The sequence below is a fragment of the Psychrobacter sp. 5A.1 genome (assembly GCF_030407455.1).
In the GTDB taxonomy this organism is placed as follows: domain Bacteria; phylum Pseudomonadota; class Gammaproteobacteria; order Pseudomonadales; family Moraxellaceae; genus Psychrobacter.
Map to the genome: position 1 here is coordinate 15,880 of NZ_JASDDJ010000039.1, position 14,679 is coordinate 30,558.

Consider the following 14,679-nt stretch of genomic DNA (forward strand, 5'->3'; position numbering starts at 1 on the left):
GATTGTCCTTAATATGCTTGATGGCATACTTGCTACCCCAGACTTTTGGCTTTCTGATGCAAGCGTTTGGCGGCATCCATACCAGACAGTATCGCTCCTTCTTGCCATGCGGGAATATGTGAGCAATGCTCACCTGCCAGTACGATACGGTGATCAATCTCACAGAGTGTGTCGTAATACTGCTCACGACTGGACTCGCTCCAGATACCATAACAGCCAAGTGACCAAGGGATACGATGCCATGCGACGGACGTGCCAGCGCGAAATTCCTTAGTATATTGTGGATGAATCCGTTTGCCATAAGCAAGTGCTGCATTGATACGTTCTTTGGGTGTCAACGAGTTAAATTTGTACGAGGCTTCCCCAAATCCATACGCGCCAAGTATCACGCCCGAGCCTGAGCTAAACATATCTTGTGACGGATAGGAGATTTGTGAGATAGGCATATCGGTATAAGTGATGCCACCATAGATCCATTCATCTTCTTCCCAAAACCGTCGTTTGAACTCCAAGCCCACTTTGTAAGAGCTATCATAAGGAACGGCTGCCATTGCTTGCTTCATTGACGCGGAGACATTGATATCAATCTGCGTCAGTATGGATAAAGGAATCGTACAGATGCACCAATCTGCGCGCACTGTCTTGGTAGCACCGTCAAGGCTATTGCTATCGACATAGTCAACGGTAACACCAGTCTCGTCTTGATTGATTTTAGTGACTTTGGCGTTGAAGGTAATCATCTCGCGACACTCGCGCGTGAAAGCATCACCGATTTTTCCCATGCCGCCGACGGGTTGAAACATCGCTGGTTGATGGACATGAACGGTATAGTTGGTATAAATATCTGACCACATGCCTGAGTCTAATAATTTGTCCATCGGTATGGGGGTTGATGGCTTGGCATCTGGCATCAAACCACCACCAGGGTATACGCTATAGCCACGATGCTTACCAGTCTCATGGCTTTTGACATAGCGATAGTTAGTATCAAGGACGCCCCAGCCTTTTAAGCCTTCGAGTAATTTTTCTTTGTCCTCTTTATTGACCGTACTATCGAGACTGCCTTTATTGACGGCTTTGGACAATAACTCTGACACATAACCGCGAATATCGCTTTGTACTTCGCCCAAGCGCTGCGGCGCACCATCGAAGTGATTGGTACGATGCAGATAAGCGCGATCATTGGTCTGTATAAAGGGCTGCAATGCCACGCCAAATTTTTTGCAATAATGAAAGACCGCGTAATGATGTATTGGCAATCGCCATGGCCCACCATTGAAGTAATTGCCTTTTTCGAAGTCGCAAGTGACCTCAGCACCGCCAAGCTCAGTATATTTGTCACCACTATTAAGTGTCCAACTACGTCCGCCGCCACGATTTTGGTACTCTAGCACGGTGACTTTATAACCCGCTTTACGTAGCTCATAGGCGGCAGTCAGGCCACCCAATCCTGCGCCCAAAATCACGATGCTGGCGCCAGCCGGTGCGCCCTTAAGATTCATTTCTTCTTTAAAGCTCGACTCAGATGCAAACCCCAACGTGGTCATCGCTTGATACATAGCGGTTGCGCCTGCCGTTTTGCCTATCATGGAGAGCAATTGTCGCCGAGTAGGGGATTGGAGCAGGTCATTCATAGGATTATCCTTATCGTGCTGAGTTTTTGCGGTATTATAAATTACCAGTTCTAGGGTTAACTTTTTCTTTTATCACGCGCGTGACGTCAGCGGTGCTAACATCGCTATTTGGTAAACCACCAAATTTGACTCGTACGTAGTTAGTAATATTAGCAATCTGCGCAGGACTTAAGTCTTCTGAAAAACTGGGCATTTTGGGCGCCGTGTTAAAAGCACCTTTTGCCCCAAAGGCAATCACGCCAATGAGTGCATCAGGCTTTGTGCGGCGAATACTACTCAGACCTACGATAGAGGCATAGCGGGCATCGGGCTGAGCGTAACCATCGACACCATGACAACTGGCACAATGGATGAGATATAAGTCTTTTGACGAATTGCTATTATTCGCATCGTGGGAGCTGACCCTGCTATTTGCACTAGTAACCGTCTCGGCTTTTGCCTGTGCCAGATAGTCTTTTTGCTCAAGCACGTCGTAAGTAATGGAATCGCTGACTGGCTGAGGCAGGCGAGACACATTGACTGGTATCAGATAATCATCGGTTTTAATGGCTGGAACGACTTTTAAATAGTCAGCCATCGCTATCAGGTCTTCATCAGTGAGATAACGCGTACTATGCGCCACTGCTTCTGCCATCGGGCCGCCCGCGTAAGCGCGCTTATCAAGGGTTCCTGTACGCAGGTAAGTCATAATATCCATTTCGCTCCAGCGACCAATGCCTGTATCGTCGTCCGGTGTGATATTTGGTGCAAACCATTTACCGAGTGGTGCACCAGACAAGTAACGGTCTTTATCCAGACCTTGGGTTGAGTTGCGCGGCGTATGGCATGTGCCGCAGTGCTCTCGGTTATTGACCAAATATTCACCGCGCTGCTGGGTTTGAGTCAGTCCTGATCGATTTTCAGTAGAGGGTAGGTTGATGACATTCCATGCCCGCATTAAGCTACGGATACTTAGTGGGAAAGGCAGGCGTGTGGTCTTCTCAGGCGGTTTGTCTACGATGGGAACGGTCTGAAAATAGGCGAATAAGGCACTAATATCCTCATCTGTCATGCCATGATAAGACGGGTAAGGCATAGCAGGATAAAGCTGATGATTTGGTGTGCGACCTTTTTGCAAGGCTTTTTTAAAATCAGCTTCAGTATAATTACCTATACCGTATTTCTTAGAAGGTGTGATATTGGTTGAGTAAATATTGCCAACGGGCGTCTCAATCGGCACGCCGCCACTATAGTTTTCACGGTGACAGGCCATACAGTCGGCTGTACGAGCCACGTAAGCACCGCGATTGGCAAGCGCACTATTGGTGGGACTTATATTGGGTAAGCTTGTGCTGCTAGGCAAAGTATTTTCTTGAAAACTGACGCTAGCGGCCATCGCTACGGTAGAGGCGCCAAATCCTATGACCACTGAAAATGATAATGCTGGCATGACCGCAAAAAGTGGTTTCATAATGTCCTTCCAATACTGATCAATCATCCCTTATACCTTCTCATAAAATGCCCACAAATCACCACTCATTTCTACTAGGGTGTGTCCTCATTTTGAAAATGGTGATAAAAATCAGTATCATAAAAAACACTGTCGAGACATCAAAATTGCTACTGTTTAGTAGCCTCAACTTTGATGTTTAAGGCGAGGTTTTTAGTCAGTCCAAACCAAGAGAATTTGTGTATATTCCATTTTGTGCGATCAATCGTGGCAGTGAAATCGCCGCCGCACACATACTTTCTGATGCTCGTGTTTAGATAACAATCAAACTTAGTCGCGGTTAGGCTAATTGGATGTGTCTCGCCATGCAATGTCAGTTGGCCATCTATTTGTGAGACCTGTGGGCTTTTTTTGTCGCGATTAAAATGCCACTTCGTTGACTTAAAATGCGCCGAGGGATATTGCTGCACATCAAAAAAATCAGGCCCTGTTAAGCTATCATTAAAGGAGGGATTGCCTGTATTTAAAGAATCTATCGGTATGATTAATGAGATGTCGCCTGTTTTTAGGCTCGGATTGTATTGCAATTGACCTCTGATATCATAAAAGCCACCAGTCGTGGTCGAATTTTTGAAGCGTTCAATGGAAAATCGTATGTGAGTATTGGCAGGGTTGATGGTGTAGCTAGCAGCATGGCTATCAGCTACAGCGCTTGCGAGCAGTAATGGAATGGTCAAAAAGGAATAGACAGGCGAGGTTTTTGGCTTAGTAAATAATAAGCGCATCACTACATTCCTTTGCAGATTATTGAAATAAAGCCTTTGATTCACAAGCGCCATCTATGCGTTTGCTTAGGGCGTGTTGAGTATTTAACCATCGCACTGACAGTCAGCCGATGATTGTTTGTTATTTATACAGGGTTTTTCAAATACTTAGTAGTGCTATCTTAATAAATATCGCATTATCGATTTCAATTATGTCTAAACCTTGATGCTAAGTACTGGTTTTAAGGTTAAGGGTTGAATGGCGTAATGTTAGACAAGCGAATGTTAGCGCCTCTTTTTTTATTGTCTTTAGGGCGTGTCATCATTCTAAAAATGGTGATAAAAATGAGATAAATTGCCGTCAAACAAGGAAAATAGTGCAGATAATATCGAGATATTGACCAACTATTTGACGATGTTTGGCAAAATTTAGCTGTTTTTAGCCCATTTAGAGGACACTCGTTTGAATTGAGGACACGCCCTAGTGCTGTTTACTTTATTTTTAATTGATTGTTTGAAAAATAGGGCTGCGAGCGCACAGGCTATGGTTAATGACAGCAGCATTGAGACCAATGTATGACTAAAGAAATGATCGCCAAACAGCATCTTATACACTCCCATTGTCCACCCTAAGATCGTGACTGTGGTAAATATTTGATAGCGATACTTTTTCAACGTCGGTAAAAAAGCCAGTCCATATAAAGAAAATCCTGCGCTGGCGTGAGCCGCTGGAAAGCATTTGGCAGGCGTTGCTGCTACGATGTTTTGCCAAAGATTGAGATAAGGCAAATCCCCATTAAAAATAACCAAGTCATTTGGGCAGCTGACATGAGTGACGCCTTTGAGCATAGCAATGGTAGCAGGTACAAGTGCTAATATAATCAATAGGTAGCTTATCTCTCGCACAGGCAAAGGCATTAAAAACGTACCAAATTTACTACGATTCAGCGAAGCGGCGTGGGGCAAAGGCCGTCTGTACTTGATGATTAAAACGGCTATGAGATAGACAGCCAGTAGAATCAATAATGCTTTGGGTAAATCATAAAAAATAAATGCATAGGGCTGCGCGCCTTTTTCGAGTAGCCAGTGACCATTGTTATAAAAAAGCTCACTGATGCGTATGTCCAACTGACTATGCTCAACAACCAATGTAGCAATGATGGTCACGCACAGTAATTTTAGCCAGTCCCAAGTCATTGCGTTGTTTTCTAAAGTCATGACTACACCTGATAACGTATATGCGATGTTGATAGATCCTAATACGACCTTCGTTCTATTATTTTTCTAAAATAATGCTAGCAGCGCGTTTCGCTGTTATGCGAATGCTCGCCATGCTTTAATAAAATAGAGCAGACTTTAATAAAATAGCGCAGACAACGCCATTAGCCACAAAACCATTAAGAGGCATAACGCCAAAAACTGTGCCGCAGAGCCGACATCTTTTGCGATTTTTGCGAGTGGATGCTTGGCGGTCGAAGTATGGTCGACACAGGCTTCGAGTCCTGTATTGAGCAGCTCGACAATCAACGACAAAAAAGAAGCGGCGACCAGCATCATCTTTATACCAAGTGCAAAAGGCATAACGATGACAGCTGCCAGTAGCGCAAAATTGAGCCATACCACTTGTCTAAAAGCCGCTTCAAATTTATATGCGGCTTTAAAGCCATCTATAGAGTAACCAGTGGCTTTTATAATGCGTTGGATTCCCGTTTTGCCTTTGGCATGACCTGCGAAGCTGTCAGCTGCAAGTGCACTATCATGCGTCGTCTGATTGATAGAACTATGCTCGGCTGATGGGTCTATAAGGTTGGTATGAGTGATTTGCTTCATAGGGCATTCTTAATGGTCTATTAAAATTAAGATAGCCTGAGTATAAGACGGGAGAGGTTAAGAAACCGTTAAGAGGATATAGAGAGGTGAGAATAAAGCGTCATGGTTGTTTAAATTTGTCGTTTCGCAATCAGTAGTTATGATTGCGAAACAAGGGTATCTTTGGACTATCACAGAGGTTATTTATAATAAATACTAAAGGTACTGCCCCCTAAGTGATTGGCTTGGTGAGTGAGCTGCCAGCCCATATGTGACATGATGCGTTGGACGATACTGAGTCCTAGACCTGAGCCTTCAACCTTATGTCTGATATTACTATCTGGTGGCAGAGCCATTCCTGTCGTCTCATCTTTATATTGAGACTCTAATCGCTCAAACCGTTCATATAATAGAGGCATCATCGCTTCAGGAATACCTAAGCCAGTATCTGTTACTGTGATTTTTTCGTCATCGATAGTAATGGTTACTTCGCCCTCATCGGTATATTGAAACGCATTTTTTATAAGGTTGCCTAGTGCCATTTTTAGGAGTTCGGGACGTACGTAAGCGCTGTATTCCTGCTCAGCAAATATCTGACAAGTGACAGGCTTATAACGCAGCAAATATTTTAGGCGTTGCATTTCAGATAAGGCGATACTGTTGATAGAGGTTTGCGGTGCGTCTAACTTTTCAGGCGCGCGCGATAGTAGGAGCAAGGCGGTGATAATCTCAGAAGTTTCTTTGGCCGTGGTACTGATGCGATTGGTGAACTCATTTAAATGGCTGTCAGCGTCTAATTGCGAGGCGATTACTTCAGAGGCTCCCATAATAATGGTCAACGGTGTGCGTAACTCGTGGCTGACATCACCAGTAAACAGTTGCTCGCGTTTGAGATATTGCTCCAGCTTGTGATTTTTTTCATCGATAGCCCTTGCCAAGACACCAACCTCAGACGGCAAATGAGTCAAATCGCTTAAGTTGTGATGATCGGTCTCAACGGCTCGCTTTAAATCCAATAGAGGCTTGATGATTTGTTTGGAGGACAATTGAGAAAAAATAGCGGCGATAAGTAAGCTCAAAATCACCGCTACTTTTAGCGTATCTGCAAATATATCTTCTAAATGCTCGAATATCGCCAAGACTGGATAATTTCCCATCACCATTTCGGTGTTTTCTAAGTAGGTCAAAATATAGGTTTGACCGTCTTGGTTATAAGAAAAAAGATGAAGATTGGTATGGCCTTCTTTTGATGATTCATTGACAGAGACAGAGGTCTCTTGCACCGTATCATTCGCTATCGCCTGTAGACTGGCAGGTGCTTTATCGTAACGGTAAATTTTTATACCTGGATCAGCTGTGTAAATAGGCTGGTCACCATACTTTTCTTGACTGAGCTCGAGCTGTTGTAACAGGCGAGCCTTGACCAAATCTTGCTCTATTCTATTCTCTGCGTATAAGAAAATACTGACAAAAGCTGCGCACAGTAATAACGCAAATATGAAATAGGACAGTCTGAACTTATTGGCTATCGAGTCTATATTGAGCATGGCGTAAGACAACTTAATAGAAGAAGGCGATATATAACATGGCTGTATATAATAGAGCAATAAATACGATACGGTAAGTCAGTTAGTAAGTCACATGAGGTTTATTTAATTCATGCTGCAATCACGACTACGCGCTTGCTGTTTTTTTAGGGTCAACAACTTGATAACCCACGCCAGGTACTGTGACTATCATAGGTGTGTCAAATGGCTTATCAACCTGCGCACGCACGCTGTGCATATGGGTGCGCAGTGCATCACTACTGGGTATGTCTAGCCCCCACACTTTTTCTTCAATCTCAGCTTTACTGACGACTCTAGGCGCTGCACTCATGAGGATATGCAATATTTTAAAGCCAGTTGGGGTAAGCTTCAGTGATTGTCCGTCGCGCATAATGGTATGCTCACTATTGTTTAAGGACAACGCTCCGACAGCAATACTGTGGGCAAAATGATCGTCTTCATGGCGACGTATGAGCGCTTTGATACGGCACTCCAACTCAACCAGCGAAAACGGCTTGACCAAATAATCGTCAGCGCCGCTATCAAACCCAGCGACTTTATCCAAGATTGTATCGCGAGCCGTGAGCATGAGTACAGGCGTTTTGTCATGCAGCTCTTCTCTGAGTTTTTTGCACAGCTGCGTGCCATCCATACCCGGTAACATCACATCTAGTAGTATCACGTCATAGCGGTTGTTTGCAGCAAGTGTTAATCCGCTATAGCCGTTATGTGCGTTGTCCAACTCAAACCCTTTTGGCTCAAAAAAAGCATAGATATTGGCCACGATATCGGGGTTGTCTTCAATAACGAGTATCTTGTACATGATGCTGACCTAAAAAATAGTGGTTACCTAAAAGGACTGAGTAATATAAAAACGAATGTAGTGAGCTATTTTTAACAAATCACTTTTAATAAGTCATTTGGAATGAGTTGTTCTAAATGAATCACTTGGAATGGGCCAGTTTAAAAAAAGTTGCTGCACCTTTGATTTCATCGGTGGTAATGTCAAAGAAGCTAAGCAATGTCGGCGTAATAAAATCGTGTGACACAGGCTGACTGACCATACTAGAAAGACTGTCCGCATCGATACTATTACTATCGGGCGACCAAACTATCGTAGGCACATTTTTTTGGCTGTCTGGCGCAAACTTATAGGGCAGGCCGTGCAGGTAGATATTATTTTCACCCAAACTCTCCCCATGATCACTAATATATACCATTACCACATCATAATCTTGCTCATAAGGCTTTAGCGTATCGATCACATTATTCAAAAAATAATCGGTATAACGAATCGCATTATCGTAGCCGTTTATCACGGACTGAGCATCACATTTGGACAGCTCATTGGTCATGCAGACAGGGTTATACGCTTCAAATTCTTTAGGATAGCGCTGATAATAGGCGGGGCCATGATTGCCCATTTGATGCAATAAGATAAGCGTGTCTTTAGGCGTGTCTTTAGGCGTATCTTTCGGTGAGCTGCCTGATTTAACCAGTTTATCAAAACCATCAAGCATGCCGATATCTCGGCATTCGACATCACAGTTGGGGTTTGTGTCGGACGTTTTATAGTCTTCAAAAGTAACGCGATCAGCCACGCCTTTTGAGCTAGAGTTATTGTCGCGCCAAATGACATTGACCCCTTGCTTGTTTAGTGTATCTAATACGTTTTCATGATACGGGGCTTTATCGATATCGTAGTCTGCTCGATTTGCATAACTGAACATGCAAGGTACGGAGTAGGCCGTAGAGGTGCCGCAGGAGACAGCGTTCTGAAAGCTATAGAGGTCTGACTGCTTTGAGAGCAGCGGTGTGGTATTGCGTGTATAGCCGTTCAAGCCGAAGTGATCTGCGCGAGCCGTTTCGCCAACCACAAACACCATTAGTTTTGGTTTGCCGCTGCCATTCACACTATTAGCAGATGCCACGCGTTTCGCATCTGTCGCATGCAGTGCCAAAGTATCAGGACGGCGTAACTCATCGACATAGTTTTCACCAAGTTTGATCGTAGAGTAAATAGGCGTAATCGGATTGGCATAAGAACGGACTTGTTTATGTTGACGAAAGAAGCTGGCGTACTGGTCACCAAACGGCAAAATGCAAACGGCGATTAGCGCAACAGATAGGATTAAGGTTGCCGTTTTTTGCAGAATGCCTCGCTGCCAAGTAAAGCGTTTTAGACGAATTTTGCTAATGATAAATGCTGGCAACACGCCTAATATAAGCACCCGAATGACCATGCTAGGGGCAAACAATCCCATCGCCTCTGCTTGATCGGTCTCCAGACTGTTGATCAGCATGTTGGTGTCAAATATCGTCCCATAAGCATTGGTAAAATACCCGCAGATGGCAGCGATAATCAGCAGCGTAATCAATACTGGTTTGGCAATGGGACGATAGCAAAGCAGCTGTAATACCAGCCACATCAATCCGAATAACAAACCTGTAATAGACAGGATAAATCCGACGTTTTTGCTAAATGGATAGACAGCCAGCACCTGCTCAAAGAAACCAATATTTGCAGTCGCTACCAAATATAAAGCCACGATGATAATAAGATAACTGAGGTTTATCTCACGATCATAGAGCTTGCTTAGATAGCGGTTTCTTTTATTGGCGTTGGGCGCGTTGATTTTGAGCACATTGGTCTTGATAGCTTGAGATATTGGCATACAGATACTTCTCAACAGGATGGTAGGAAACGTCATTCCTTACCATAGCAAGTGGTCTGTTAAGAAGATGTTAAGGCAGTTGATGCTAACTATAATACGTTAGATGTTGGGGTGTTTTCTGAGATGGTTTTATATATTCAAATTAGGCAGGGTTCATCATGGCCATTAGCCCAGTTAGATGACGATCGTTTGAATTGAAGGCATGCTCTAGATAAATATGCCTTAATATTTTTGACAGATTTGGTTTTATGAAATGGTGTAAAGTAATCATTCAAGATATCTAACACAGTAAAGGAATACACCATGCAAACAACTATGCAAACCGCGACATCAACGGATTCAACCTCGAGTGTACACCATAATATGAGCGAACAAGAGTGGCAGATGCGCGTAAATCTTGCCGCCTGTTATCGAATGATTGCCTCTTATGGCTGGGACGATTTGGTATTTACTCATATCTCTGCGCGAGTACCAGGTACTGAGGATGAGTTTTTAATCAATCCGTACGGGATGTTATTCGAAGAGATTACCGCTTCTAGTTTGGTCAAGGTCAATAAAGCAGGCGAAAAAGTAGCGCCATCAGAGTTCGACGTAAATCCAGCTGGATTTATCATTCATAGTGCTGTGCACGAGGCTCGCGACGATGCGCATTGCGTTATCCATCTGCACACAAATGATGGCGTTGCCGTCTCAGCGCAAGAAAAAGGCTTACTACCCATCTCGCAACAATCATTATTTCCGCTATCTAACTTGGCATACCATGACTACGAAGGCGTTGCATTAAACCCTGAAGAAAAGGTCCGTTTGGTTGCTGATTTAGGCGATGCTAACTTTATGATTTTGCGCAATCATGGTCTACTCACCTGTGCCGATACGGTTGCCAATGCGTTCTTGTACATGTATATCATGCAAAGAGCGTGTGAGATTCAGATCAAAGCGCAGAGCGGAGGAGGAGCCTTGACGCCGATACCAGCACAAATATTGGCCGGTATCCAAGCGGCATCTGAGCAAGTCACCCGTGGCGCGAATGGCGATATCGCATGGCCTGCATTATTGAGAAAATTGCGCCGCACCGACCCATCATTTGAGGAGTAAGTCTCTAATGATAACTCTTGATGAGTGGCAACGGCAGGGGCAATATGAATCCATTCATGGGCATCAAATCTTTACTCGATATGCAGGGGATAAAAGCGCGCCTGTATTGCTATTGATTCATGGTTATCCTAGTGCCAGTTGGGACTGGGAGGGCATGTGGGACGCGCTAACCGAGCATTATTATGTCATCACCCTCGATATGCTGGGGTTTGGGTTATCAGCCAAACCCAAAAACGCGCGCTATCTAATCAGTGAGCAGGCCGATATTTATCAAGCTGTTTTGCAAAAACTGGGCGTCAGTGATTATCATATTTTAGCGCATGACTATGGTGATACGGTGGCTCAGGAGTTGCTAGCCAGACAAGTTGAGGGTAGTGCTGAGATACACATTGCTAGCGTATGCTTCTTAAACGGTGGTCTATTCCCTGAGACGCACAAACCTATCTTGGTACAGAAGCTACTGCTATCGCCATTAGGTCCTCTGGTATCAAAGCTGATTAATAAGCAGAAATTTGCGGGCAGTCTACAGCGGATATTTGGCCCCGACACGCAGCCCACAGTAGAGGTGATAGACACGCTATGGCAGCTGTTAAGTCACAATGATGGATTGGCAGTGATGCATAAGTTGATTAATTACATACCCCAACGCCAGCAGTACCGCGAGCGATGGGTCGGTGCCATTATCAACAGTACCGTACCTGTGAAATTGATAGCTGGTGCCAAAGACCCCATCTCAGGACAGCATATGATGGATCGTTATCGTCAGTTGATACCCAATGCTGATATAACCAATATGCCTATGCTAGGTCATTATCCGCAGATAGAAGATGCGACAGCGATTACAATGGCCTATCTACAATTTAGACGCAATATCCTGTAAATACCGTTTAATCTAAAACACGCAGGGCATCAAATGGTGCTCTGCGTGTTTTATTCTGATCGTCAGTTTAGTATCAAACGGCTATCGCCCATTATTAAGGTCAATTAATTTAGGGCAAAAAATCAGACTTATAAAAAATCAGTTAACGTCACGCTGGCTGGTGCTTGTTGCCCTGTTTTATCTTCACATTAGCCAGTAACAGTCCAGATAATATCAATATCATCGCCAACATCTTCCACCATGTCACGACTTCCCCTGTGAGCAGCACTGACGTTGTCATGCCAAAGACGGGCACTAATAATGCAAATGGCATAACTTTAGAAGCTGTATTTTGACTGAGCAGATGCGCCCACAGTCCAAAGCCAATCAAGGTCGAGATATACACGATAAATCCAAGCGATAGCCATGACTTGAGCGATGCCGCCGTGAATGTGGCCAGCTGCCATGCCTCGGTCTCAAATATGAGAGAACATAAGGTCAACGTCACACAAGCGATGAGACCACCCCATACGACCAGCGCTAAGGCAGACAAAGCAGATGCCTTGTTTTTTGCAGTAGTAGGTGAGACAACAGCCCCTTCTGATTGCTGCTGCGATGCCTGTTTTGATGCCTGTTTTGATGCAATGTTGCCAAAGCTCCAACCAATTGCTGCAATCAAGATACAGACAAACCCAGCCAAAGGCATATCACCGCCAAGGTTTAGCGCGATCACGCTAAGCCCTAATACACCAACCAGCATACCAATGATTTGCATGCGACTCACTGCCTCACCCAACATGAAGTAAGCCAGCAATACAGTGATAAAAATTTGAATTTGTAATAATAGTGCTGTCAACCCTGCCGATGCACCCAAATGCATGGCCGTGAATACAAAAGCATACTGCATGACAAAAGTACCGATGGCATAAATAAATAATGTACGGTTAAATTTAGGGGGCTTGAGAAACAAAACCAATGGCACAGCGGTAAAGAAAAAACGTAGGGCAGTGAGCATCAGTGGCGGAAAGCTTTCGAGCCCCCATGCAATAAAGGTAAAGTTCACGCCCCAAATAAAGGTAACCAGTACAGCCAATGCAGTGTATAAAGGGGTCATATAATTGGCCTAAGAAATTATAATTGGTGATTAGGGCGTGTCCTCAATTCAATCGATAGTTATCTAAATGGGTTGAAAATGGCTAAATCTTGCCAAACGGCGTCAAATAGCTGACTAATATCTCGATATTATCTGCGCTATTTTCCTTGTTTGACTGCGATTTATCTCATTTTTATCACCATTTTTAAAATGAGGACACGCCTAGATTGAGCTGACTATGGAATGCCATTTGATTGATTGTTGTTAGCTCGGCTCTTAGCTATTGTAGGCATTGGTGGTTATTTACTATCATTCATATAGCGCGTCTATCGGAATATCTGCCACTGCCCAAGATACCCCTGGAAAATCTGGGTTATCTTGATGTCTAGCACTATGGGTGGGCATCGGAATGGGTTCGCCATCTTCCATTAGTCCTCTGAGATGGAGGATAATAGCTTCTTTGGCATTTTCTAAAATATCCACAGGTTCATCGCTAGCTGAATAACAGCCCACTATATCTGGAATAATGATGCAATAGGCAGTGTTTTCATCACCTGGTGTAATTGCTATGGGATATTGCATTTGTCATTCCTAATAAGCTTGAATTTACCTGTCAGAAAACAGGGGCTAAGTGATGAGTATCATTCGCTTACAAGCTAGGGCATGTCTTCAATTCACTCAAGAGTCATCTAAATAGTCTATAAATGGCTAAATCTTGCCAAGTATCGTCAAACAGCTGGTTAATATACCGATATTATCTACGCTATGTTTATTATCTGACGGAAATTTACCTCATTTTTATCACCATTTTTGAAATGAAGACAGGCCCTAACCTTTATGCAATCTAATGCAATATATAGTAGAATTTAATTGTGGATAGTAGCCTAGGATTTTGAATTCCATGAGTGTTCAGGGATACTATTGTATAGTCAATATACTCGTATTGTCGTTGCTATTTGCTTTATTCGGCTAAGGTTTATCTCGCCGTTTGATTATCAACATGAACATATCCATCGACTAAACTATAGAAAAACAGGCATTCATCGTACCTTGAATATTGAGTAATAGTTAAAAAATAGTTTCGAAAATCTACATTCTGTTCTATAAAAAGAACCGTCTATCAGAGTAACCTTACCTTTTATAGGTGGCAACGCTATCCTATCATTACAATTTTATTAATAAACTTTTGTACCAATAATTAGTACTAATAGAGGCAATGGAAGCAAGCAAAACTTTACAACAAGGATGGATGAAAAACAATCTACTTAAGCGCTTTTATAATAGGGCGTATTATCCACAGCTGTGAAGTCATAGAATAATAAATGACTTAAACCAAACATTTTTTAGCTAAAGTTAATACTTTATTACCATTGCTAATGTTTTGATGTATGATTTGGGAAGTTTTCATTTTAGTTCACGCTGAAAAAATATTACTTATTAAGTAATGGGTGTGTACTCATTTTTGTCATCATTTTCAAAGTGAGTACACGCCCTAAATAAAATGACACGTTAGGAGTTCACCGTGAAAAAGGTACTGAGAAAAAACATTATTGCTATTATCTTACCGATAACTTTATTTGGGGTGTCTTCTTGCGCGATGATGGGCGGTATCGATAATGAGGGAGATACACGTCGTGTCGATGGTGTTATGTGGAGCAATCAAGTCGATACCGATATTGATGACGTATTACAAAAAGGGTGGTGTTCTAAAAAGTATGCTGTCATCAGACATAACCATAGTTAATATAAAAGAATACCAGATCGAATACTTTAA

The 14,679-nt window shown here is 43.2% G+C and carries 13 protein-coding genes; 3 read left to right on the forward strand and 10 right to left on the reverse strand.

Annotated elements, in window-relative coordinates:
• Positions 1-32: 32 nt before the first annotated feature.
• The 8 genes from QL982_RS09565 to QL982_RS09600 form a co-directional block, all read right to left on the reverse strand.
• Positions 33-1,634 (reverse strand): flavin monoamine oxidase family protein, encoded by a 1,602-nt coding sequence (locus QL982_RS09565; RefSeq protein ID WP_290163524.1) that lies wholly within the window; start codon positions 1,632-1,634, stop codon positions 33-35.
• Between the two features lie 34 nt (positions 1,635-1,668).
• Positions 1,669-3,084, reverse strand: coding sequence for a cytochrome c (locus QL982_RS09570; protein ID WP_290163521.1), 1,416 nt, complete (start codon positions 3,082-3,084; stop codon positions 1,669-1,671).
• Between the two features lie 149 nt (positions 3,085-3,233).
• Complete coding sequence (locus QL982_RS09575; protein ID WP_290163519.1) at positions 3,234-3,848, reverse strand: YceI family protein; 615 nt, start codon at positions 3,846-3,848, stop codon at positions 3,234-3,236.
• Positions 3,849-4,256: 408 nt separating this feature from the next.
• Positions 4,257-5,045, reverse strand: coding sequence for a PAP2 family lipid A phosphatase (locus QL982_RS09580; RefSeq protein ID WP_290163517.1), 789 nt, complete (start codon positions 5,043-5,045; stop codon positions 4,257-4,259).
• Positions 5,046-5,183: 138 nt separating this feature from the next.
• Complete coding sequence (locus QL982_RS09585; RefSeq protein WP_290163514.1) at positions 5,184-5,657, reverse strand: diacylglycerol kinase; 474 nt, start codon at positions 5,655-5,657, stop codon at positions 5,184-5,186.
• Positions 5,658-5,836: 179 nt separating this feature from the next.
• Positions 5,837-7,183: a HAMP domain-containing sensor histidine kinase gene (locus QL982_RS09590; protein WP_290163512.1), complete on the reverse strand. Its 1,347-nt coding sequence runs from the start codon at positions 7,181-7,183 to the stop codon at positions 5,837-5,839.
• 127 nt (positions 7,184-7,310) lie between these two features.
• The gene (locus tag QL982_RS09595; RefSeq protein WP_290163509.1) at positions 7,311-8,006 is read right to left on the reverse strand and encodes a response regulator transcription factor; all 696 of its coding nucleotides are present in this window, start codon (positions 8,004-8,006) and stop codon (positions 7,311-7,313) included.
• Between the two features lie 121 nt (positions 8,007-8,127).
• A complete protein-coding gene (locus tag QL982_RS09600) occupies positions 8,128-9,858 on the reverse strand; it encodes a phosphoethanolamine--lipid A transferase (RefSeq protein WP_290163506.1) in 1,731 nt (576 codons plus the stop codon).
• A 303-nt stretch (positions 9,859-10,161) separates the two neighbouring features.
• On the opposite strand from QL982_RS09600, the gene QL982_RS09605 reads away from it, so the two are divergent.
• Positions 10,162-10,953, forward strand: coding sequence for a class II aldolase/adducin family protein (locus QL982_RS09605; RefSeq protein ID WP_290163504.1), 792 nt, complete (start codon positions 10,162-10,164; stop codon positions 10,951-10,953).
• A gap of 7 nt (positions 10,954-10,960) precedes the next feature.
• Positions 10,961-11,833, forward strand: coding sequence for an alpha/beta hydrolase (locus QL982_RS09610; RefSeq protein WP_290163501.1), 873 nt, complete (start codon positions 10,961-10,963; stop codon positions 11,831-11,833).
• Between the two features lie 148 nt (positions 11,834-11,981).
• Here the strand turns inward: QL982_RS09610 and QL982_RS09615 are convergent, their stop codons facing one another.
• Positions 11,982-12,926, reverse strand: coding sequence for an EamA family transporter (locus tag QL982_RS09615; RefSeq protein WP_290163498.1), 945 nt, complete (start codon positions 12,924-12,926; stop codon positions 11,982-11,984).
• Between the two features lie 288 nt (positions 12,927-13,214).
• Entirely contained in the window at positions 13,215-13,487 is a 273-nt protein-coding gene (locus QL982_RS09620; RefSeq protein ID WP_290163495.1) for a type II toxin-antitoxin system HicB family antitoxin, read from the reverse strand.
• A gap of 940 nt (positions 13,488-14,427) precedes the next feature.
• Between QL982_RS09620 and QL982_RS09625 the strand changes: the two genes are divergently transcribed.
• On the forward strand, positions 14,428-14,649 hold the full coding sequence (locus QL982_RS09625) for a hypothetical protein (protein WP_290166244.1): 222 nt from the start codon (positions 14,428-14,430) through the stop codon (positions 14,647-14,649).
• The last annotated feature ends 30 nt before the right edge of the window (positions 14,650-14,679 follow it).